The organism is Aeromonas lacus, from assembly GCF_000764665.1.
GTDB classification, from domain to species: Bacteria; Pseudomonadota; Gammaproteobacteria; order Enterobacterales; family Aeromonadaceae; genus Aeromonas; species Aeromonas lacus.
The window spans coordinates 1-22,187 of record NZ_JRGM01000022.1 but is presented as its reverse complement, the minus strand read 5'-3'; the positions used below and the strand labels follow the sequence as shown (position 1 = coordinate 22,187).

The window sequence follows — 22,187 nt, the reverse complement described above, 5'->3', positions numbered from 1 at the left end:
TGTGAAGAGATCGATGCTGATGGGGGTGCTGTGCACCTCCCTGCTGCTCAGTGGCTGCAAGGTGGAGCTTTATACCGGGGTGAACCAGAAAGAGGGCAACGAGATGCTGGCGCTGCTGCGCACCGAGGGGATCTCCTCGGACAAGCAGCCTGACAAGGATGGCAAGATCAAGCTGCTGGTCGAGGAGTCCGATGTGGCGCAGGCGGTTGAACTGCTCAAGCGCAAAGGGTATCCGCGCGAGAGCTTCTCCACCCTGCAGGATGTCTTTCCCAAGGATGGCCTCATCTCCTCGCCAACCGAGGAGCGGGCTCGCCTCAACTACGCCAAGGCGCAGGAGATCTCCCACACCCTATCGGAGATCGATGGCGTACTGGTGGCCCGCGTCCATGTGGTATTGCCCGAAGGGAACGAGGGGATCAGCAAGAAGCCATCGCCCGCCTCGGCCTCGGTCTTTATCAAACATGCGGCGGATATCCAGCTCGACACCTACATCCCGCAGATCAAGCAGCTGGTCAACAACAGCATCGAGGGGCTTGCCTACGACCGGATCAGCGTGGTGCTGGTACCCTCGGCCGATGTACGCCAGAGTCCCCTGATGCCGCGCAATACCACCCTCTTCTCCATCGAGGTGAGTGAAGGCTCCAGATGGCGGCTGGGTGGACTGATTGCACTCCTGCTGGCGCTGGTGGTGACCACCAATCTGGCCCAATTCATGTGGCACCGGCGTCGGAGTCGTTGATGGCGGTCGGCCTTACCCCTTATCAACTGCGCTTTTGTCCGGCCAGCTATCTGCACGAGGAGCACTTCCCCGCCTCGTGGCGCTGGCTGCAGGCGAGTGTGCCCGAGTGGCGCACTCTGCCTGCCTGCAATCAGGCCCTGCTCGACGAGCTGGCACTGGCTATCGACTACGAACTGCCCGCGCAGCTTGGCGGGCTGGCGCTCTTTCCGGCCGAGGCGCTGGCGCTTGTGCTGCGCCAGCTTGGCGCCGTGCTCCATGGCGAGGCGATCCGCCACTGCCTGCAAGCGCCTGTGCTGCGCCAAATCATCGCGGTGTTGGGGGAGGAGGGGCACAGATCGCTGCTCGCTCGCCTCGATCTCTTGATCGGCCCCTGGCCTGCCGGCTGGCAGCAACCGCTGCCCGCCACGCTCGATAGTGCCTCGCTGGAGGCGACTGGCTTGGAATTCTGGCTGGCTGCGGCGGGGGCGGCTCATCCCGCCTGGGCCCGTCGCCTCGCACTGCGTCTGCCTGTAACACCCCAGCGCCCAGGCTGGTCACTGGCTGATGCCGAGCTGCCGCTCGCTCGCGCACTCTGTCTCAAAATTGCCAAACAGGTAACGCCACAATGCTGCCATTTGTTGAAATAAAGAGTGAACACCTGCAACTGGCTCCCGGTCAGCGGATCCTGCGCAATCACGACTATCAGGCCTATCTGAGTGCTCAGGCGCTGGTCGATGCCGCCCGGGCACAGGCTGCCGATATCGTCGAAGAGGCGCGTGCCGTCTATGAGGAGCAGAAGCTGCTCGGCTGGCAGGCAGGCATCGAGGAGGCTCGTCGTGAACAGGCTGTGCTGGTGCACCAGACCCAGCTGCAGTGCCAGCAATACTACCGCACAGTGGAGCAGCAGATGAGCGAGGTGGTGCTGCAGGCGGTGCGCAAGATCCTGCACGATTACGATCAGGTGGCGCTCACCCTCAAGGTGGTGCGCGAGGCGCTCTCGCTGGTGAGCAACCAGAAGCAGGTGACGGTGCGGGTCAATCCTGAACAGGTGCAGGCGGTGCGCGATCAGATTGCCCGGGTGCACAAGGATTTCCCCGAGATCGGTTATCTCGAGATCTCTGCCGATGCCCGCCTCGATCAGGGGGGCTGCATCCTCGAAACCGAGGTGGGGATCATCGATGCCAGCCTCGATGGCCAGCTCGACGCGCTCTCGCGGGCGATGGCGGTGACGCTGGAGCGCGCCGATGTTCACGAGAGAAAATAAATCCCCCCATTGACAAAATCGCGGCTTCTGTTGCCAAACGACCACGGGTTGCATCCCTAGAATGGGGACAATTCCATCGTAACAGGAGAAGCGCCATGCAGATTCAGCAAGCCCCCCGCCTTTCACAATCGACAAACACGCCTGCTGTTGAGTCGCAACCGAGCCGACCGCAGGAGAGTGCTCCCAGCCTTGTCGCGACCCTGGGGGGCGTATCTGGCCCCCAGCTGGAGAGTGTGAGCCATGCCCCGTTGGCGGCTTCTGCCAAGAGCGATGTGATCTGTGAGGGCTGCGGCCCACGTCAGGTGACCATCACCCGCCAGCAGGATGGCTCGGCATCCGTTACTCTGGCACGGCCGCCCATCACCAGCCTGGTGCTCAGTGGTGGCGGTGCCAAAGGTGCTGCCTATCCGGGTGCCATTCAGGCGCTGGAGGCACAGGGGAAGCTGGAGGGGATCCGCACTCTCTCTGGCTCCTCGGCCGGTGCCATTACCGCAGCACTGCTTGCTGCCGGTATGAATGCGAGCGAGTTCAAGGCGCTCTCGGACGAGATGGACTTCATCAGCCTGCTTGATTCGCCGGTAAAAAAGATCAGCCTGGCCCAGCACATGAGTGGCGAAGCAGGCAAAGCGATCGCCAGCGTGCTCGAAAAACTCAAGCTGGGTAAACTTGGCAGCTTCGTACAACTGCTGAGCAACATCTTTCCGCGTCTGCAGTCGGATGCCGTCCCGCTCGAAAGGATACTCAAGCAGGAGTCACGCAGTTCGGTTCTTGCGCAATTGAAGGCCCACCCCGAGCTGGCCACCAGACCCGACGTCGCAGCCATTCGTCAGCGCCTCGAACAGGGAGGCGGTGTGACCTTCGGCGATCTGGCTCTGCTTGGTCGCCACATCCCGGCCATCAAGGAGTTGAACATCACGGGGACCGGCATGTTCGATGGCCGTCCCCAGATGATCCTGTTTAACGCCAGCCTGACGCCAGACATGGAGATTGCCCGCGCAGCGCACATATCGGGCTCATTCCCGGTGGTGTTCAGTCGCCCGGAGGAGCAGCATCAACCTTTCCTGGCGCAGGGGGAGAAGCTGTCATTGCAAGATGGCGGCGTCATGCTCAACGTCCCGGTGCCTGAACTTATCCATCCCGAGGCCCGGGGGGCCACCATCGCCGAGCATGAGAACCTGATCCTCAAGTTTGAAGAAGAGGGCGGTAAACCGGCCGATCGCGGTACTCGCAAGGGGGCGATTGCAGACTGGGTAGTTGGAGCTCCCGTCGGCGCACGCTCGGCGTTGCAAACCAGAGGGCTTGACGGGTTGACCGATCAAGTGGTGACTGTACCGCTTAAATCAGAGCGCGGTGATTTCAGCGGCACGTTAAGTGGCACCCTCAACTTCACCATGAGCGATGCGGACAAACAGCATCTGCAGGAGAGGCTGGCCGATGTGGTCGGGCAGCATCTGGAAGGACGGGAGAGAAGCCGCAAGGATTATCAGTTCCAGGATCTGGAGTCGGCGCTGCTGGCGCTCCCGGATCGGGACTTTGCCGCGGTGGCCGAAGAGCGCACCCCGGATGTCCAGACAACGGCCTTTTTTCGTCAGGCAGTTCAGGAGCAACTCTCTATGCTGGTTGCATCTGTGCTGGATCAAGATCCCTCGGCGCGACTCGATCTCTCTGGCTCGCTGGCGCAGGCTCTGGATCAGCTTGGCACACTCGCAGACTCGCCGGCCCGGCAGCAGTGGCTTGTCGCGCAGCTCAATCAGGCAGACAACCCGGCACTGGCCAGGTTGCTCGATACACCGAGCCCGGCAGGGCGTTTCGCCGCGCTGGATCTGGGCAAGGAAGAGGCCAGCCGCCGTCAGGTGGCAACGGTCGCGAACAACATCATTCATGAGGTGATCTACCCCTCCCTGTTCCGTCCCGGTCAGCCGGACAGCAATGTGGCGCTCCTGCGTAAAACCGAGCACGCACTTGTCGGCGCGGCCACGTCGGCCGAGGTCAATGAGGCCCTGCGGGAGCTGGCTGATAACTATGGGGCCCGCAATAAACCGTGGAGCAAGCCTCTCTCCTCTACCACAGTGACTCAGGCTCGCTCCTGGATGATGAAGGAGTAAATATGTTGATTGATTGGTTGGGTTCACTGGGATTGGCTCTACCCGCAGCGGGCGAGAGCCGGGTGATCAGGTTTGAGGATGCGCCAGAGCTATGGTTCGAGAAGATCGATGGGCAATATGTGCTGGCACTGCCGCTCGCCCCGCTTCCCACCAGAATGCTTTCCGGTGTCATGCTGCTGCTGTTGCAGGTCAACAGCCCACTCTCTACCTTGCAACCGGCCAGACTGACGGTGGATGGTCGAGGGCATTTGCTGTTGTGGTGCACTCTGGATGAGCATGCGGATCCAGAAGTATGCCAAGCTGCCTGCGACAAGCTGCATGCCGGTTACCACGAACTGCTGCCTTTATTGCAGGCTCAGGAGGAGAGTATTCCGGTACGCTCTGGCAGTCTGTTCGTCTAGCCAAACGCAGAGTGCCAAGCCGAGCGATTTCGTCTTTAGCGACGTCCCGGCTTGCTGACGGGCCAAACAAAACCGCCCCGGATATCCGGGGCGGTTTTTTATTTGGCGATCCCGAGGTGATCGGGGCGGGTAAACAAGGTTCAGCGATAGCGGCCACGTACCGAACTGCTGGCACGGCCTGCCATCTTGATCAGGCTCTGGCGGGTGTGCAGGTGGCAGAGCGCCACTCCGAGGGCATCCGCCGCATCCGCCTGCGGGGTGGCGGAGAGTTTCAGCAGATGGGTCACCATATGCTGCACCTGCTCCTTGCTGGCGCCGCCGGTACCCACCACCGCCTGTTTGATCTGGGTGGCGGAGTACTCGCTCACTGGCAGATAGGCGTTGACTGCGGCGACGATGGCGCTGCCCCGGGCCTGCCCCAGTTTCAGGGCCGAGTCGGCGTTGCGGGCCATAAAGACCCGTTCGATGGCAAATTCGGTGGGCTTGAACTGGGTGATGATCTCGCATACCCCGTCATAGACCTGCTTGAGGCGCTCGGGCAATTCACCGCAGTCGGTGCGAATACAGCCCGACCCCAGATATTCGGCCTTGCCGCTGACGACCCGGATAACCCCGTAGCCGGTGATCCGCGATCCCGGGTCTATGCCCAAAATAATGCTCATGGGTTGTGCTTGCTCTAAACGCAAATGATGGCCGCAAGATAGCAAACTCCGGCCTGCTTGGCTGTACGCAGGATGTGCGAACGGTCAGTGCGTGGCGATTGCCATAAAAAAAGGCCCCGAAAGGGGCCTTTTTGATTGTCGCTTGTCAGGCGGCGTGATGGATGGGGCTGGCCTGCGCCATTCCCTCCAGCTCGCCCGGGGCGAAGTTGTCTACCTGAATGGCTTCGTAGCGCAGGGCATCGGCGGCCAGGAGCTTGTCCGCTTCGTCCTTGCTCAGCACCGATTTGGCCAAAGCGGCTTCCACCAGTTCCGGCAGCGCCAGTTTGCGGGGCAGCTTGCCCTCTTTCTGGGCCTGCACCAGTTTCTTCTCGTAGGGCTGTACTGCGACCATGGCCTGGAAGGCACGCTCCATCAGGCCGACCGGATCCGCCTCGTCTTTGCCGACATAGCACAGCGCCGTCAGACGGTCGCGGAACTCGCCCGGCTTCATCATGGCCAGACAGATGGCGTGGCAGCGATCGTCGGCAGGCATCTTGTAACCAACGCCGAACGGGAACACCACCCGCTTGAGTACGGCACCCACCACCTTGTTCGGGAAGTTCTGGACGAAGCCCTCGAACGCCTCGCCAATCAGGTAGAGGTTGCGCTCCACCGCGTACTGCACGAACGGCAGATCGGAGACCATGCGGCCCTGATCCTCGTAGTGCTTGAGGGTGGCGGAGGCCAGATAGAGGTGGCTCAGCACGTCACCCAGACGGGCGGAGATCATCTCCTTGCGCTTGAGATCGCCGCCCAGCATCAGCATGGAGACGTCGGCGCACAGGGCCAGCCCTTTACTCATGCGGGAGAGCTGTTTGTAGTAGCGAGCGGTTTCACCGGCCACCGGCGCGCTGTTGAACTGGCCCAGAGTCAGCCCCTGGAACAGGGAACCGAAGAAGTTGCCGGCGCCGAAGGCGATGTGCTTCATCAGCAGGGCGTCAAACTTCTCGAGACCGCGCTCCACGTCGGTATCAGCCGCCGCTTCCAACTCGGCAAAGACGTACGGGTGGCAGCGGGTGGCACCTTGCCCGAAGATCATCAGGTTGCGGGTCAGAATGTTGGCCCCTTCCACCGTGATGGCGACCGGAATGCCCATGTAGGCGTAGCCGGTGTAGTTTTTCGGGCCCAGCTGGATGGCACGACCGGCATGGATATCCATGGAGTCATCCATGATCTGGCGCGCCATTTCGGTCATGTGGTACTTGGAAATCGCGGTGACGATGGCCGGTGCCTGACCCAAGTCCAGAGAACCTGCGGTCATGCGACGGGCCCCTTCCAGCTGATAGGTGAGGCCGCCGATACGGGCCAGCGCTTCTTGCACCCCTTCAAACTTGCCGATGGACATGCCGAACTGTTTGCGCACGTAGGAGTAAGCGCCCACAGTGCGGCTCGCCATGTGACCACAGGCGGTACCAAGTGCAGGCAGCGAGATGCCGCGCCCGGCGGAGAGGCACTCCACCAGCATGCGCCAGCCGCGGCCGGCGTAATCCGGGCCGCCGATGATCCAGTCGAGCGGGATAAACACATCCTTGCCGAAGGTCGGGCCGTTCATGAACGCCAGACCCATGGGGTAGTGGCGATCGCCGACGCGCACGCCCGGGTGGCTGGTGGGGATGAGCGCGCAGGTGATGCCCAGCTCTTCCTTGTCACCCAGCAGTTTTTCCGGGTCATAGAGTTTGAACGCCAGCCCCAGCACGGTTGCACGGGGGGCCAGGGTGATGTAGCGCTTATTCCAGTTGAGGCGAATACCCAGCACCTCTTCACCCTTGTGCATCCCCTTGCAGACGATCCCCTTGTCAGGGATGGCGCCGGCATCGGAGCCCGCTTCCGGCCCGGTCAGGGCGAAGCAGGGCACCTCTTTGCCATTGGCCAGCCCCGGCAGCCAGAAATCTTTCTGGGCTTGGGTGCCGTAGTGCATCAGCAGCTCGCCCGGGCCAAGGGAGTTCGGCACCATGACGGTGACCGCCACGCTCAGGCTCTTGGTGGCAATGCGGGTGACGATGGTGGAGTTGGCAATCGCCGAGAATTCGCGGCCGCCGTAGGATTTCGGGATGATCAGGGAGAAGAAGCCTTCCTTCTTCAGATAGTCCCAGACCGGTTCCGGCAGGTCTTTGGTTTCGTTGACGATCTTGAAGTCATCAACCATGGCGAGCAGGGTTTCGACCTGATTGTCGATAAAGGCCTGCTCCTCTGCGGTCAGCTCGGCCTTGCCGTAGCCATGCAGTTTTTTCCAGTCGGGGTTGCCGCGAAACAACTCGCCATCCCACCAGACGGAGCCGGCTTCCATGGCCTCCCGCTCGGTAGCTGACAAGGGCGGCAGTATCTTTTTGAAGATGCCGAACACCGGACGGGTTACCACCTTTTTACGGATGGAGGGCATGCCGAGCACAACGGCTATCGCCAGCACCAGCAGGACAAGCAATGTGATCATACCGAAGTTCCTTCTATTTCACTGTTTCCGTTGATTTGTTGTTGGTTGTTACACAGCCAGGGAGAGCCTGGTCGACTCCACGGGCGCCCCGACTCCGGACGCCAGATAAGGAATAACGTTGCGCACCAGCCCTTCCACATCGAGCTGCTGGCCAAAGTCGGCCAGGGCGATGTCGCGTAGCGCATCGGCGGAGGCCATGGTGAATACGACGGTGCCCAGGGTGAAGTGCAGGCGCCAGAAGAGATCTGCTGGCGACAGGGCCGGATTGGCCTTGGAGATCGCCTGGGTGATCCGCAGCAGAATGGGGCCATAGTGGGCGGTGATAAAGCGGCGCAGGTGGCCCTGGCTGTCGATATAGCCGCGTCCCAGCAGTTGCATGAAGATGGCCGGGCCGTTGGCGCGCACTGCCGAGAGTTTCATCAGCGGCTCGACAAAGCTTTCAAACAGTTGCAGCAGGGTAAGCTGCTCCTGCTCCATCAGCACCCGCAGGCGGGCATCGAGATCAGGCATGAACAGGCTCATGTAGCGGTCGAGCACCGCCTGGATCAGCTCCTTCTTGGAGCCGAAGTGATAGTTCACCGACGCCAGATTGACGTCGGCCTCACTGGTGATCAGACGCAAAGAGGTATCGGCGAATCCCCGCTCGGCAAACAGCACTTCAGCGGCATCGAGAATACGGTTTTTGGTATCGATTTTACTCACTGGACACCTCACTTAAACGAATGTTTAAAAAGTACGTTTCATAACGCGAAGTGTCAAGATATTGTGAACGGGTGTTAGCGGAATGTTTTTTGTGAAAAAGCGCAAAAAGGTCGGAACTAACTCTACAGCGCGAGACTCTATATCTATGCCACTGCAATTAAACATTAAGTCTCGCCCAACCTGCTTCTTGCTAGTTGGGCATTTTTTTGCCCGGTTGACGGTGGCAGAGGGTAACAAACAGGCAAAAAAAACCGCCGCGGGGAGCGACGGTGGGGAAAGTGAGTTTGCATCATCCTGATGGCAAACTGTCGATGCGAGTTCAGGCATGTATCGACGGGGGCAGTATGCCAGCCTGGGCTGCCCAGACTATGTCAGTTCCTCGGTATTTTGTGACAAAGTGTGGCAAGTGCCGGCGTGGCCCAATTCCCCCTACTTTGTTATGCTGCCCCTTCAAAATATGAGGGGAGAGAAGATGAAGTACCCGGTCGATACCCACACTCACACCATTGCCAGCACCCATGCCTACAGCACCATCCACGACTATCTACCCATCGCCAGAGCCAAGGGGATCAAGCTGTTCGCCACCACGGATCACGGCCCCGAGATGGCCGATGCCCCTCATGTCTGGCATTTTGCCAACTTGCCGATTTTGCCAAGAGTGGTGGACGGGGTGGGGATCCTGCGGGGTATCGAAGCCAACATCAAAAACTTGGACGGGGAGATCGATTTTCCCGAGCGCTATGAGTCGCGCCTCGACATGGTCATGGCGGGTTTTCATGAGCAGGTATTCCCTCCCTGCGATCAGGCAACCCATACCCAGGCGATGATCAACGCCATCAAGAGCGGTCGGGTCGACATGATCAGCCACCCGGGCAACCCCGCATTTCCCATCGACATTCAGGCGGTGGTCAAGGCGGCGGCGGACTATCGGGTGGCGCTGGAGATCAACAACTCCTCCTTCATTCACTCGCGCCCGGGGAGCGAAGGCAACTGCCGCGCCATCGTTGAAGCGGCGCGAGATCTGGGGGCCTACCTTACTTTCGGCTCCGATTCCCACGTCGCTTTCAGCCTCGGTGATTTTGACCATTGCCACCGTCTGGTGACCGAAGCGGGCTTTCCGCTGGAGCGGATCCTGGTGCGCTCCCCCCGGGCCCTGCTCGATTTCCTCGAGAGTCGCGGCCGCGCCCATATCCCCGAGTTTGCCGACCTGTAAATCGGGCTCTAACACCATGAGCCAACTCATAAAATCGAGTTGGCTCGATTGACACGCCAGCCATTTTTCATGAATCTGACTGGCAACAAGCCGGTATAGCTCAGTTGGTAGAGCAGCGCATTCGTAATGCGAAGGTCAGGAGTTCGATTCCCCTTATCGGCACCATCTAAAACAAAGGGTTAGCTTCTCAGCGAAGCTAACCCTTTGTGCTTTTTGGCTGGTGACCCCTTCTCATCCCCCCCTCTTTTACTATTGCAACACCAAGGGGAAAGGTCAGCGGGCCAACCCTCCAGGCTGGCGGCTACTCAGGTTTTGCTATTCCCCTCAGGCAACTTCGATGTCTGGCTTGGCCGGTTCCTTCGGCATGGATAGCCGTCCAGCTTGCGACGGGGATTCCAGCTTGTCGATCCGCACTGCTGCCACCTTGAACTCGGGGATCTTGGCGTGGGGATCGGTGGCATTGATGGTGAGCCGGTTGGCCGGGGCTTCGGCAAAGTGGAACGGGATAAAGACCACACCCGGCTGCATCCGTTTGGTGACGAAAGCGGGCAACTCGATATGGCCGCGGCGGCTGGTGACCTTCACTCGCTCACTGTTGCTGATCCCCATCCGCTCGGCGTCCACCACGCTCATCATCACCCGCGGGCCAGCCAGCTTGTCGAGCCCCTTGGTCTTGCGGGTCATGGTGCCGGTGTGGAACTGCTCCAGCAGGCGGCCGGTGGTGAACACTATGGGATAGGTCTCGTCGGGCAGCTCGGCGGCATAGCGGAACGGGGTGGCGACCATCTCCCCCTTGCCACGGGTGAACTGCTTGCTGTGGAGCAGGCGAGTGCCTGCGGGGGCCGCGTCGTTACAGGGCCACTGCAATCCTTCCGCCCCCACCTTGTCCCACTGGATGCCAGCGTATTGCGGGGTCACCTGACAGATCTCGGCGGTGATCTCCTGTGCGTTCTGATAGTGCCAGTCGCTGCCCATGGCGTTGGCGATCTGCTGGATGATCCACCAGTCATCCCGAGCCTCGCCTGGTGCCTTGAGGGCCGGAGTGAGGCGCTGTACCCGCCGCTCGGTATTGGTGAAGTGGCCGCTCTTCTCGGCAAAGGAGCTGGAGGGGAGTACCACATCGGCCAGTTGGGCGGTTTCAGAGAGGAAGATATCCTGCACCACCAGAAACTCCAGCTGCTTGAGCCCTTCTATGACGTGGTGTTGATCCGGATCGCTCAGCACCGGGTTTTCCCCCATCACATAGAGCCCCTTGATGCTGCCCGCGCAGGCTGCATCGATGGTCTCGGTAAGGGTGAGGCCGGGTGTGCACGGCAAGTCCGGCTGCTGCCAGGCGGCCGCGAAGCGGGCATGCACCTCGGGGTTGGCCACCTTCTGATAGCCGGGCAGGCAGTTGGGCAGCGCCCCCATGTCACAGGCACCCTGCACGTTGGACTGGCCCCGCAGCGGGTTGATGCCAGCCCCTTCGATGCCGATGTTGCCGCACAGCAGTTGCAGGTTGGCGATGGCCCGCACGTTGTCGTGGCCGGTGGTGTGCTGGGTGATCCCCATGGAGTAGTAGATGGCGGTGCGTTCGGCGGTGCCGATGAGGTGGGCGAGCTCAATCACCTGCTCGGCCGGTACGCCGGTGACGAGGGCTACTTTGTCTGGCGCATAGGTGGGGGAGAGCACCTCCGCTTGCAGCGCCTCGAACCCCTCCACACGTGCGGCGATGTAGGCCTTGTCGTGCCAGTCGTGCTGGATGATCTGTTGCATCAGGCCGTTGAGTAGCATCACGTCGGTGCCGGGGCGATGGGCCAGATAGAGGCTGGCATGGTCGGCCATCTCGATCCGCTTCGGATCGGCTACCACCAGCCGCGCCTTGCCCGTGGTGACCGCCCGCTTGATATGGGAGCCGATGATGGGGTGGGCCGCCGAGGTGTCGGAGCCGATGATGAAGATGAGATCCGAGTGGTCGATGCTCGGGATGTCGTTAGTCATGGCGCCGCTGCCGAGTGATGCCTCCAGCCCGGTGACGGTGGAGGCGTGACAGAGCCGCGCGCAGTGATCCACGTTGTTGGTGCCCAGCTCCCGACGCATGAACTTCTGGAACAGGTAGTTCTCTTCGTTGGTGGTTTTGGCAGACGAGAAGCCCGCCAGCGCATCGCTGCCATAGCGCTGGCGCAGGGTAGTGAAGCGCTCGGCGACCAGTGCGATGGCCTCCTGCCAGCTGGCGGGCACCAGCTCGCCATCCTTGCGGATGAGCGGGGTGGTGAGGCGCTCCTCGCTCTGGATAAAGTCAAAGCCGAAGCGCCCCTTGACGCAGAGCAGCCCCTGATTGACCGGTGAGTTGCGATTTCCCTCCACATAGCGGATGCGGTTGTGCGCCTTATCGACATAGAGGGTGACGCCGCAGCCGACCCCGCAGTAGGTGCAAATGGTATTGACCGGCGTGAGCAGTTCGGTGCGCCCCTGTGACTTGTCGCGGGCATCCACCAGAGCGCCGGTGGGGCAGACCTGTACGCAGGCACCGCACTGCACGCAGTGGGAGTCTCCCATCGAGAGTCCCGTGTCGAACTGCGGCCGGTTCGATAGGGTGCCATCGCTGTGCTTGGCAAAGCGCAGCACACCCTGTACCGCTTGCTCACCACAGGTCTGCACGCACTGGCCACAGCCGATGCAGCGGTTGGCATCAAAGACGATAAATTCGCTGCTGTTATCCACGGCAAACTTCTGGCACTGGCTGGTATCGAGAGCGCTCTGCTCGACCTTGTATTCGGTGGCGTAGTCGCGCAGGGCACAATCGGTGTCGGCCTGACAGCCGCACTCGAGGCAGCGGCTGGCTTCGCTGCGGGCATCGGCATCACTCAACCCGCGCTCCACCTCGGCAAAGCTCCCCTCCCGCTCGGTATCTGCCAGATGAGGCATGATGCTGCGGGCGACTTTTTTCAGGTGAGCAAACTGGGCGGGATCGACCTGCTTGAGTGTGGGAGCCTTGCAGGCGTTGAAGGGCCGCACCGGGTCGATCATGTCACCGTGAAGGAACTGATCGATGGCCAGCGCCGCCTTGCGGCCATCGGCAACCGCCTCGATAGCGGTGGCGGGGCCGCGGCGCAGATCGCCGATGGCAAACAGGTTGCCGTGGCCGCTGTGCATGGTCTCGGGGTGGGACTCCAGCGTCTGCCAACGGGTGAAGGGGAGGGTGAGGGGCTCACCTTCCATAAAGCTCAGATCCGGCTGCTGCGACACAGCCGCAATCACGGTATCAAACTCTTCAATGAGGTACTCGCCGGTGGGCTCCGGGCGGCGGCGACCGGAGGCATCCGGCTCGCCGAGGGCCATCTTCTCGAGGCGCACCTGACAGACGCGACCACGGCTGTCCGGCAGGTTTTCCACCGGATTGGTCAGCATCATGAAGCGCACCCCTTCGTGCTCCGCTTCGTCGATCTCATACGCTTCGGCAGGCATCTCGGCGCGGGTGCGACGATAGATGAGGGTGGTTTCCGCCCCCAACCGCACCGCCGTGCGGGCGCAGTCGATGGCTGTATTGCCGCCACCGATCACCGCCACCTTTTTGCCGGTAGTGAGCCGCTTGGCCAGCATCTGATCCTTGAGGTAATCGACCCCGAGATAGCAACCAGCCAGGGTGCTGCCCGGGTAATCCATCGGCACCGCCTTGGACGCGCCGACGGCCAGACAGACCGCATCATAGTCGCGGCACAGGGCCGAGAGGGTGATCTGGTGGCCCAGTCGCTGTTTGGTGTGGATCCGCATGCCGCTTTGGCACATCAAGGCGATTTCCTGATCGAGGATCGCCTTGGGCAGCCGGTACTCGGGGATGCCGTAGCGCAGCCAGCCACCCGCTTCGGGCATCGCCTCGAACAGGTCGACCTCGAACCCTTCGTAACCCAGATAGTAACCACAAGTGAGGCCGCCCGGGCCGCTGCCGATAATGGCAACCCGCTTGCCCTTGGCGGGCTTCTTTGGCGGTTGATAGGGGGCCACCTCGGCCAGATCGAGATCGGCGGCATGACGCTTGAGCTGACGAATGGCCAGCGGCTCATCCACCAGCGCGCGGCGGCACTCTGCCTCGCAAAATGCAGGGCAGACCCGGCCGATGGAGAGGGGCATCGGCAGGGTCTGCTTGATGACGGCCATCGCTGCCTCGTGTTCCCCCATGGCGATATGGTGCAGATAGGATTGAATGTCCACCCCGGCCGGGCAGGCGCGTTGGCAGGGGGCCTCGCAATCGGCGTAGTGATCCGAGAGGATGCGGCCGAGTGCCTGCTGGCGGTGCGCGCTCAGGGCATCGCTCTGGCTGGTGATCACCATCCCTGCCTCGGGGCGGGTCTCGCAGGCTCGTCGCATGCCAACGTCAGTGATCTCCACCACGCAGAGATCGCACGGCGTCTTGGGGGCGCTGGTGTTGTCACCGCACAGGGAGGGAATATCGATTTGGTGCTGTTTGGCTATCTGGAGCAGAGTCAGGGTCGGATCAACCGTCAACTGAGCCCCATCGAGGATGATGGTGAGCATGGTGTCATAACTCGGTTTTAAGGCGCAGAAAATGCTGCATCTGGCGGAGCCAGCAGGGAAGCGATAGAGAGGATCGCTTGGTATCTCCTCACCATACCAAAGATGATATGCAACTTTATTTGATTTTACTCAGGTTCTTTGTCCAAAAAGAAAACGATTTCACTTGTGATGGCGCTCTGTGGAACGATAACCCGGTTCTGGCTACCTATATCGATTTAAAACATGGTGTTGTATTGACATTTATAGCTATTTAAGCAGCTTTAAACTGTATTTTTAATGGTGTTTATCCGTGATGGGATGATTAAGTACATCATAAAATGTGCAACTTTTGTTTCGGTTTGTGGGGGCTGGTCAAGCGACATTGGGAGTAGCCGACCAGCAGTGCTGGCTACTCCTGTTTTGTGCGCTCAATTTGTTGCGCGGGCGTAGCGCTATCTGGCGGCGGGCTGATTCGCCCCCAGCTCGCGCTCAACGTAGAGATAGCCAATCCCCATCACTTGCTGGGCACGGCTGAGCTGGCCGAAACGGATGTGGGTGGCATTGACCGCATCGCTGCAGTCGAACGGGTTGGCGCCGGTCTGGCTGACGATAGTTTGCAGCCAGGTTTCACCAAAGTCGCAGCTGCGGCCATAGAGCCAGATGCGGTTGATGTTGAGGATATTGAGGAAGTTGTAGAGGCTCCGGCCAATGGCGCGGGCCCCTTCGTCCACCAGGGCGCGGATCATGGCATCACCCTGATGGTAGAGCGCGAGCAGTTGGGCGGTATCCAGCTCCACACCCGCCTGCGCCGGGTTGTCGGCACTGGCTTGTTGCTTGAGAAAGACCCGGGCCCGTTTTTTGATGGCAAACAGCGAGGCGACCGTCTCCAGGCAGCCATAGCGGCCGCAGGCACAGGCGCTGCCGTCCGGATTGATGATGGTGTGGCCTATCTGGCCGCTGCCAAACAGGGCACCCCGGTAGATCTGGTCGTTGATGATAAAGGCCGATCCGATGCCGTAATCGACGTTGATGACGCAAAAATCCCCGTTTCCTTCCCGGCCCTGCCACTTCTGGGCCAGTGCCAGCATGATGCAGTCGTTATCCACCATCACCTCGCAACCCAGCCGCTCCTCCAACAGGTACTTGAGCTCGACCGGTGCGTGCCAGGGGGCTTGCGGCATGGTTTGCGACACCCCGGTCGCCGGGTTGACCTGACCGTGTACCGACAGGGCCAGCCGGATCGCCAGCCCCTTGTGGCGGCGTTTGTGCTGGTAGTAGTGCGCTTCAATCAGGCGCAGCAGCTCATCGGGGGTTTGCGGGGCAATCTTCTGGTCGCTGAACTCACCCTGCGGGGTGATCAGGTTATCCACCAGGATGCTCTCCAGACGGGTGGGGCTGATATTGAGGCAGAGGATGGCCCCCTGGCCGCTGGCAATGCGGTAGCTGCCGCCATTGATGCCGCGCTGGGAGAGGTTCTGTTCACTGTGGCTGATGGCGCCATCGGCAACCAGTTCGTCGAGGATCTTGCTGACCGCCGGGATGGAGAGTTCGCAGTGGCGGGCCAGGGTGGACTTGCTCGCCTCCTTGAGCTGATAGAGCAGGGCCAGCAGCACCTGCTTGTTGTGGTGGCGCACCTTCTGGTTGTTCAACCCTATGTTCATCTATTCACTAAACTCCGCTTACTGTATTGCGTGATCTTTCGGCAATTAATGCAGCTTTAACCATTCTAATCTGGTCTCACTGAAAACTTTACTAACAAATGTTGAGTGAGGCGAGATTAATGAGAGCTGATGTAAAGGTCTGGGTAGAGACCATCTCACTGCCGACCTACGAGGTGGGCGCCGAAGATCCCAACCCCATGTTTCTCGAGAAGCGGGTCTATCAGGGCTCCTCGGGGGCCGTCTATCCCTATGGGGTGATCGACACCCTGACCGGTCAGAAGCAGATGAAGTCCTATCAGGCGGTCTGGCTGGAGAACGACTTCATCAAGGTGATGCTGCTGCCGGAGTTGGGCGGCCGTATCCACCGTGCCTACGACAAGGTGATGCAGCGGGATTTCGTCTATTACAACGAGGTGATCAAACCGGCGCTGGTGGGGCTGGTGGGGCCCTGGATCTCCGGCGGCATCGAGTTCAACTGGCCGCAGCACCACAGGCCCACCACCTTTATGCCGGTGGATTTCACCATTGCGGAGCGCGAGGGCGGCGCCAAGACCGTCTGGCTGGGCGAGGTGGAGCCGATGCGCGGTCTGCAGGTGATGGCGGGCTTCACCCTCTATCCCGACAAGGCGCTTATCGAGATCACCGGCAAGGTGTTCAACGGCAACGACACGCCGCGCCACTTCCTCTGGTGGTCCAACCCGGCAGTGAAAGGGGGCGATGCCCACCAGAGTGTCTTCCCCCCCGATGTGACCGCCGTCTATGACCACGGCAAGCGCGACGTCAGTGCCTTCCCCATCGCCCGTGGCACCTACTACAAGGTGGACTACTCCGCCGGGGTCGATATCTCCCGCTACCGCAACATTCCGGTGCCCACCTCCTATATGGCGGACAAGTCTGACTACGACTTCGTCGGCGCCTACTGTCATGACGAGCAGGGCGGCCTGTTGCACGTGGCGGATCACCACGTTTCGCCGGGCAAAAAGCAGTGGAGCTGGGGCAACTGTGACTTCGGTCTGGCCTGGGATCGCAACCTGACCGACGACAACGGCCCCTACATCGAGCTGATGACCGGGGTCTACACCGATAATCAGCCCGATTTTACTTGGCTGGATGCGGGGGAGGAGAAGGTGTTCGTGCAGAACTTCCTGCCCTACAACACCCTCGGTACCCTGCAAAATGCCAACACCCGCGCCGCCATCAAGCTGGAGCGTACCGACGATGGTTTGCTGTGCGGTGCCTACGCAATCGCGCCGCTGTGCCACGCCCGCTTCGAAGTGAGTGACGAAGGCGGCGTGCTGTTCACCCAGACGCTGGATCTGCAACCGGGTCAGGCCTGGCTTGAGCCGCAGGCCATCACCAGCGAGGGACGTTTGCAGGTACGCCTGCTGGATGAGCAGGGCCAGACGATCCTCAGCTATCTGGAGCATCAGCCTGCGGGCGAAGCCCTGCCGGATCCGGCCACGGCGCCGGAACCTGCCGTCAATCTTGACTCGGTCGACGAGCTCTACTTCATCGGCCAGCATCTTGAACAGTATCTGCACGCCAGCCGCTCGCCCTTTGATTACTACCTGCGAGCGCTGGAACTTGACCGTGGCGACTACCGCTGCAATCTGGCGCTGGCAACCCTGGAGTACAACCGCGCCAACTATGAGCAGGCGCTGGCCTACGTCAATCAGGCGCTGGTCCGTGCCCATCGCCTCAACAAAAACCCCCAGTGTGGCAAGGCGAGTTTGCTGCGCGGCCACATTGAGGAGCGTTTGGGCCAGTTTGATGCCGCCTTCGATGACTTCTACAAGGCGACCTGGAGCGGTAACTGCCGCGACAGTGGCTTCCTCGGGCTGGCCCGCATCGCCATGGTGCGCCGTGATCCGCTGCAGGCGCTGCCCTTTGTCGAGAAGAGTCTTGCGGTCAACGGTACCCACTATGGCGCCATCGCCCTTAAAGGGTTGGCGCTGCTGGAGTCTGGCCAGCGGGAGGAAGCCATCGCCTATATCGACGAGCAGCGAGTCCGTTATCCGCTCCACTATCAGCTGGCCTTCCTGCGCTGGCTGGCAAGCGAGCAGCCGAGCGATCTCGAGGCGCTGCGCACCCTGTGCAACGGGCGCGGGGTGAACCTCTGTTTCCTGGCCAGCAATCTGCTGGCATTGGGACGCCCCGAGCTGGCGCAGCAACTGCTCTCAACACTGCCGGTGGAAGAGACCCTGCCGCTGCTGTTCCAGGCTGCGCTACTGCCGGAAGGTGAGGCGCAAGATGCCCTGCTGCAACGGGCCGAGCAGGCCTTTGGCCGCAAGGTACGCTTCCCCAATACCCTTGGCGAGGTGGCCATGCTGGCGCAACTGCCCCACAGCTGGTTTGCCAGCTATCTGCTGGGCTGCTTTCACTACAGCAAGCGCAGCTACCCGCAAGCCATCGCCCTGTGGCAGCAGGTGTGCGAGCAGGCACCCGGATTTGCCCCGGCCTGGCGCAACCTTGGCATCTATCACTTCAACAAGAGCGGCGATCCGGTTGCGGCCGAGCAGTGTCTGAGCCGGGCCTTTGCCCTCAAGCCGGACGACGCCCGTCTGCTCTTTGAACTGGATCAGCTGCACAAGCGCTGCGTCATGGCCCCCGCAGAGCGGCTGGCGCTGCTGGAGGCGCATCGTGAGATAGCCCTCAAGCGTGACGACCTGACCGCCGAACTGCTCAGCCTCTATCACATCACCGGCCAGCTGGATGCGGCGGCCGAGATCTTGCGGCTGCGCGAATTCCACCCCTGGGAGGGGGGCGAGGGCAAGGTGACCGGTCAGTACCTCATTAATCAGCAGCGCCGGGCACTGGTGTTGATGACTCAGGGACGCCATGAGCAGGCTATTCCGTTGCTGCAACAGGCGCTGCACTACCCCCTCAATCTGGGGGAGGGGCGTCTGGTGGGGCAAACCGACAACGATATCCACTACCTGTTGGCGCTCTGCCATCTGGCTTGTGACAACCAGAGTCTGGCGGCCCAGTGCCTGCAACAGGCCTGTCTCGGTCAGGGGTCGCTGGGGGCCAGCCGCTACTACAACGATCAGCCGGTGGATTACCTCTTCTATCAGGGCATGGCGCTGGCGCGTCTTGGCCGGGTTGCGGAGGCGCAGCGTCTGTTCGAGGGGATGGTCGGCTGGGCCGAGCAGGCGATGGGCGAGTTGGTCGAGGCGGATTTCTTCGCCGTCTCACTGCCCGACCTCATCGTGCTGGATGACGATCCGCAACACAAACATCGCCAGCACTGTCTGCTGGTCAGGGCGCTCGGCCTGTTGGGGCTGGGTCAGCGGGATGGTTGTGAACAGAGCTTGCGAGAGCTGCTCACTCTTAACCCGGCTCACGACAAGGGGCACCTCTTTGCCCTGATCTGCCGCGAGCTGCCACTCAACTCATAACACTCATAACACTCATAACACTCATAACAAAAACCGGCGCCCCGCCACGGTGAGGGGCGCCACTGCACCTTACAATCGACAAGATAGAAAGGATGAGACATGGAACGCACGAAAAATCAATTGGATACGAATGGGCTCAATATGAGCTACATCTGGATGATCTGCTTAGTGGCCGCCTGCGGTGGCCTGCTGTTTGGTTATGACTGGGTCGTGATTGGCGGGGCCAAGCCCTTCTATGAGGCCTATTTCGCCATCACGGATCCGGCCCAGTCCGGCTGGGCCATGAGCTCGGCGCTGGTGGGCTGCGTGCTGGGGGCCGCCATCTCCGGCTGGTCTTCCGACCGCTTCGGTCGCAAAAAGCCGCTGATCCTGGCCGCCATCCTCTTCACCATCTCGGCGTGGGGCACGGCTGCAGCCAGCAACTTCGATCTGTTTGTGGTCTATCGCATCATCGGTGGGATCGGCATCGGTCTGGCTTCTGCGCTCTCGCCCATGTACATCGCCGAGATCAGCCCGGCCGACAAGCGCGGCAAGTTCGTGGCCATCAACCAGCTCACCATTGTCATCGGCGTGCTGGCTGCTCAGCTGGTGAATCTGATGATCGCCGATCCGGTGGCAAGCAATGCGACTCAGGCCGATATTCTGGCGACCTGGAATGGTCAGTCCGGCTGGCGCTGGATGTTCGGTGCCGAACTGGTACCTGCGCTGGCGTTTCTGGTGTTGATGTTCTTCGTGCCGGAGTCGCCGCGCTGGTTGGCCAAAGATGGTCAGTATGAGAAAGCCTCCCGCATGCTCGGCAAGATTGGCGGTGATGCCTATGCCAAGCAGACCCTGGCCGATATTCGTCAAACTCTGGTGGGGGAGTCGGCACACAAGGTGTCGCTGGCGGAGCTGGGCAAACCTTCGGTGCGGCCGATCCTCATCATCGGGATTGTGCTGGCAGTCTTCCAGCAGTGGTGCGGCATCAACGTCATCTTCAACTATGCGCAGGAGATCTTTGCCTCCGCCGGGTTTGACATCAACAGCACCCTCAAATCCATCGTCGCCACCGGTCTTATCAACCTGCTGTTTACCCTGATCGCGCTGCCCATGGTGGACAAGATTGGCCGTCGCAAGCTGATGCTGATTGGCTCGGCCGGTCTCACCATCATCTACGGCATGATGGCTGCGGCCTATGCCACAGGCGTACTGGGGCTGCCGGTGTTGCTGCTGGTATTGGCGGCCATCGCCATCTATGCCCTGACCCTGGCGCCGGTCACCTGGGTGCTGCTCTCGGAGATCTTCCCCAACCGGGTGCGGGGGCTGGCGATGTCGGCCGGTACGCTGGCACTCTGGATCGCCTGTTTCGTGCTGACCTACACCTTCCCGCTGCTTAATGCCGGGTTGGGTGCTGCAGGCAGCTTCCTGCTCTATGGCCTCATCTGTTTCGCTGGTCTCATCTTCATCTATCGCAAGGTGCCCGAGACCAAGGGGGTGACGCTGGAGGCACTGGAGGCTCAGCTGGCCCAAGGCAAGGTGGAGCTGACGCCGACCAAGGCGAGCGCCTCGGCATGACGGTATACACATTGAGCAACCCGCATCTTCGGATGCGGGTTTCTGCACAAGGGGCCTGTCTGCTGGGGCTGGAGGATGATAAAGGGCGCCCGCTGCTGCGAGACACTGACCCTGATGTGCCGTGGTATCCCGGGCAGAGCGCGCTGTTTCCCATGGTGCCGCTGGCCAACCGGGTGGCAGGAAACCGTTTTGAGTTGTGGGGGGAGGAGCATCGTTTGCCAGAAAGCCCCGTCGATCCCGATTTCTTCCTGCACGGAGATGGCTGGTTGCTGCCATGGCAGAGGGTGGCGGGCTCAGCCAGTTCGGTGACGCTGCAACTTGCTAGCCAGTGTGGCCCTTTTCACTATCTGGCCGAGATTGACTATCGGCTGCAGGGTGTGAGCCTAGTGGCACGCATCAGTCTGACGCATCTGGGGGAAGCGCCCTGTCTCTACGGCGCCGGTTTTCATCCCTTCTTCTGGCGCGACGAGCAGACCAAGATTCGCTTTCTGGCGAGCGGTGTCTGGCAGGAGGGGACGGAGCATCTGCCGACCGACTGGGCGAGCCGGCTGGCGCCCAAGCTCGATTTTCGCCAGTGGCAGTGCCCGCAAGGGTGGCTCAACCATTGTTATGGTGGCTGGCATGGTACGGCTGAGCTGGAGCACCCAGCCCGTCGGCAGCGGTTGAAGGTGGCCAGCGACGCCCCCTTCCTGATGCTCTATCAGCCGGATGAAGCGAGCGGTTTTGTTTGCCTCGAGCCTCAGAGCCACGCCGCCAATGCCCATCACATGGCCGGCCACCCCGGTTTGCGGCTGCTGCAGCGTGGCGACATCATGAGCATCGCCATGACCATTACCCTGATGTCTGAACCGACAATATTTTGTTAGCCATAGCGGGATAAGCGGGAGATTGTTCAGGTTGGGTGTTTGCCGAAAACGGAGAAATAAAAAGGGCCACCTCTTGCGAGGTGGCCCTTTCCAAACGTTTGGCTGGGGGAGGCTGAACTAAGCTTGCATTTATATGATATTAAAGAAAATTGTAAATAATTGTCTGACTATGATGTAACTAGTGGTGTTACTCTTGCACCAAACGATCACGTTCTTCTGCCTCAGAAGGGTTGTGCTCAACAGTATCTGCATATCAGATTTAACTATCCCTACAAGGGATGTCTAGTCAAAGTCAATTCCAGCATCAATGAACCTTTGTCTCCATGGATCAGCAGGTAGATGCGCATTGTATAGTCCTCCCTCGATACAAAAGTAGCTACCAAAATCAAGCACTCGCATATCATCCATATCGGCAGCTGGTTGATCATTCTCATACAGCCACAGACTGCCTTTATACTCTTTCAGTTCGAATTCGTTCATGCCATCCTCCTTCCAGAAAGGGTACTGCAGGATACTGCCATTCACCCTACACCAACTACGTTCATGCGCCCATGCGCAGAATCAAGTGTCCAAAGATAAGTTTTCACTGTGATGGTTCGGCTTAGTTCTACAGCTTTTGATACCGCATCGTTTATTGTTTACAATTCATAATTGATACGTATGTCACATCATTATTAGC

General features: G+C 60.5%; 15 protein-coding genes and 1 tRNA gene. 10 read left to right on the top strand and 6 right to left on the bottom strand.

Annotated elements, in window-relative coordinates; genetic code table 11:
* The first annotated feature begins 1 nt into the window (after nt 1).
* The 5 genes from sctJ to LG31_RS0103675 all read left to right on the top strand — a co-directional run bounded on the left by sctJ (nt 2) and on the right by LG31_RS0103675 (nt 4,488).
* Complete coding sequence (gene sctJ, locus LG31_RS0103695) at nt 2-739, top strand: type III secretion system inner membrane ring lipoprotein SctJ (protein WP_181364199.1); 738 nt, start codon at nt 2-4, stop codon at nt 737-739.
* Entirely contained in the window at nt 739-1,365 is a 627-nt protein-coding gene (locus tag LG31_RS0103690; protein ID WP_033113154.1) for a SctK family type III secretion system sorting platform protein, read from the top strand. Before sctJ ends, LG31_RS0103690 begins: the two co-directional genes overlap by 1 nt.
* A complete protein-coding gene (locus LG31_RS0103685; RefSeq protein ID WP_033113153.1) occupies nt 1,344-1,982 on the top strand; it encodes an HrpE/YscL family type III secretion apparatus protein in 639 nt (212 codons plus the stop codon). Before LG31_RS0103690 ends, LG31_RS0103685 begins: the two co-directional genes overlap by 22 nt.
* Nucleotides 1,983-2,077: 95 nt before the next feature.
* Nucleotides 2,078-4,087, top strand: coding sequence for a patatin-like phospholipase family protein (locus LG31_RS0103680; protein ID WP_084059525.1), 2,010 nt, complete (start codon nt 2,078-2,080; stop codon nt 4,085-4,087).
* A 2-nt stretch (nt 4,088-4,089) separates the two neighbouring features.
* A complete protein-coding gene (locus LG31_RS0103675; protein WP_033113152.1) occupies nt 4,090-4,488 on the top strand; it encodes a type III secretion system chaperone family protein in 399 nt (132 codons plus the stop codon).
* A gap of 140 nt (nt 4,489-4,628) precedes the next feature.
* Here the strand turns inward: LG31_RS0103675 and ruvC are convergent, their stop codons facing one another.
* The 3 genes from ruvC to psrA all read right to left on the bottom strand — a co-directional run bounded on the left by ruvC (nt 4,629) and on the right by psrA (nt 8,322).
* On the bottom strand, nt 4,629-5,150 hold the full coding sequence (gene ruvC / locus LG31_RS0103670; protein ID WP_033113151.1) for a crossover junction endodeoxyribonuclease RuvC: 522 nt from the start codon (nt 5,148-5,150) through the stop codon (nt 4,629-4,631).
* Nucleotides 5,151-5,295: 145 nt separating this feature from the next.
* Complete coding sequence (locus LG31_RS0103665) at nt 5,296-7,620, bottom strand: acyl-CoA dehydrogenase (RefSeq protein ID WP_033113150.1); 2,325 nt, start codon at nt 7,618-7,620, stop codon at nt 5,296-5,298.
* Nucleotides 7,621-7,668: 48 nt separating this feature from the next.
* Entirely contained in the window at nt 7,669-8,322 is a 654-nt protein-coding gene (gene psrA / locus LG31_RS0103660) for a TetR family transcriptional repressor PsrA (RefSeq protein ID WP_033113149.1), read from the bottom strand.
* A gap of 472 nt (nt 8,323-8,794) precedes the next feature.
* On the opposite strand from psrA, the gene LG31_RS0103655 reads away from it, so the two are divergent.
* Complete coding sequence (locus LG31_RS0103655) at nt 8,795-9,535, top strand: phosphatase (RefSeq protein ID WP_033113148.1); 741 nt, start codon at nt 8,795-8,797, stop codon at nt 9,533-9,535.
* Between the two features lie 89 nt (nt 9,536-9,624).
* Nucleotides 9,625-9,700: transfer RNA gene (locus LG31_RS0103650), tRNA-Thr, on the top strand.
* Between the two features lie 159 nt (nt 9,701-9,859).
* Here the strand turns inward: LG31_RS0103650 and fdhF are convergent.
* Entirely contained in the window at nt 9,860-14,050 is a 4,191-nt protein-coding gene (fdhF, locus tag LG31_RS0103645) for a formate dehydrogenase subunit alpha (protein WP_033113147.1), read from the bottom strand.
* Nucleotides 14,051-14,481: 431 nt separating this feature from the next.
* Nucleotides 14,482-15,690: an ROK family transcriptional regulator gene (locus LG31_RS0103640; protein WP_033113146.1), complete on the bottom strand. Its 1,209-nt coding sequence runs from the start codon at nt 15,688-15,690 to the stop codon at nt 14,482-14,484.
* A 119-nt stretch (nt 15,691-15,809) separates the two neighbouring features.
* Here LG31_RS0103640 and LG31_RS0103635 point away from each other — a divergent pair, with 119 nt between their 5' ends.
* The 3 genes from LG31_RS0103635 to LG31_RS0103625 all read left to right on the top strand — a co-directional run bounded on the left by LG31_RS0103635 (nt 15,810) and on the right by LG31_RS0103625 (nt 21,508).
* Complete coding sequence (locus LG31_RS0103635) at nt 15,810-19,088, top strand: DUF5107 domain-containing protein (protein WP_033113145.1); 3,279 nt, start codon at nt 15,810-15,812, stop codon at nt 19,086-19,088.
* Nucleotides 19,089-19,187: 99 nt separating this feature from the next.
* Entirely contained in the window at nt 19,188-20,642 is a 1,455-nt protein-coding gene (locus tag LG31_RS0103630) for a sugar porter family MFS transporter (RefSeq protein WP_033113144.1), read from the top strand.
* Entirely contained in the window at nt 20,639-21,508 is an 870-nt protein-coding gene (locus LG31_RS0103625) for an aldose 1-epimerase (RefSeq protein ID WP_033113143.1), read from the top strand. Before LG31_RS0103630 ends, LG31_RS0103625 begins: the two co-directional genes overlap by 4 nt.
* Before the next feature lie 282 nt (nt 21,509-21,790).
* Here the strand turns inward: LG31_RS0103625 and LG31_RS0103620 are convergent, their stop codons facing one another.
* Nucleotides 21,791-21,988 carry a hypothetical protein gene (locus LG31_RS0103620; RefSeq protein ID WP_033113142.1) on the bottom strand — a complete coding sequence of 66 codons (198 nt, stop codon included), beginning with the start codon at nt 21,986-21,988 and terminating at the stop codon, nt 21,791-21,793.
* Nucleotides 21,989-22,187: the final 199 nt, after the last annotated feature.

Coding starts and splice junctions, on each gene's coding strand:
- LG31_RS0103690 (WP_033113154.1), top strand. CDS start 739: ATGGCGGTCGGCCTTACCCCTTATCAACTGCGCTTTTGTCCGGCCAGC.
- LG31_RS0103685 (WP_033113153.1), top strand. CDS start 1,344: ATGCTGCCATTTGTTGAAATAAAGAGTGAACACCTGCAACTGGCTCCC.
- LG31_RS0103680 (WP_084059525.1), top strand. CDS start 2,078: ATGCAGATTCAGCAAGCCCCCCGCCTTTCACAATCGACAAACACGCCT.
- LG31_RS0103675 (WP_033113152.1), top strand. CDS start 4,090: ATGTTGATTGATTGGTTGGGTTCACTGGGATTGGCTCTACCCGCAGCG.
- ruvC (WP_033113151.1), bottom strand. CDS start 5,150: ATGAGCATTATTTTGGGCATAGACCCGGGATCGCGGATCACCGGCTAC.
- LG31_RS0103665 (WP_033113150.1), bottom strand. CDS start 7,620: ATGATCACATTGCTTGTCCTGCTGGTGCTGGCGATAGCCGTTGTGCTC.
- LG31_RS0103655 (WP_033113148.1), top strand. CDS start 8,795: ATGAAGTACCCGGTCGATACCCACACTCACACCATTGCCAGCACCCAT.
- fdhF (WP_033113147.1), bottom strand. CDS start 14,050: ATGCTCACCATCATCCTCGATGGGGCTCAGTTGACGGTTGATCCGACC.
- LG31_RS0103640 (WP_033113146.1), bottom strand. CDS start 15,690: ATGAACATAGGGTTGAACAACCAGAAGGTGCGCCACCACAACAAGCAG.
- LG31_RS0103635 (WP_033113145.1), top strand. CDS start 15,810: ATGAGAGCTGATGTAAAGGTCTGGGTAGAGACCATCTCACTGCCGACC.
- LG31_RS0103630 (WP_033113144.1), top strand. CDS start 19,188: ATGGAACGCACGAAAAATCAATTGGATACGAATGGGCTCAATATGAGC.
- LG31_RS0103625 (WP_033113143.1), top strand. CDS start 20,639: ATGACGGTATACACATTGAGCAACCCGCATCTTCGGATGCGGGTTTCT.
- LG31_RS0103620 (WP_033113142.1), bottom strand. CDS start 21,988: ATGAACGAATTCGAACTGAAAGAGTATAAAGGCAGTCTGTGGCTGTAT.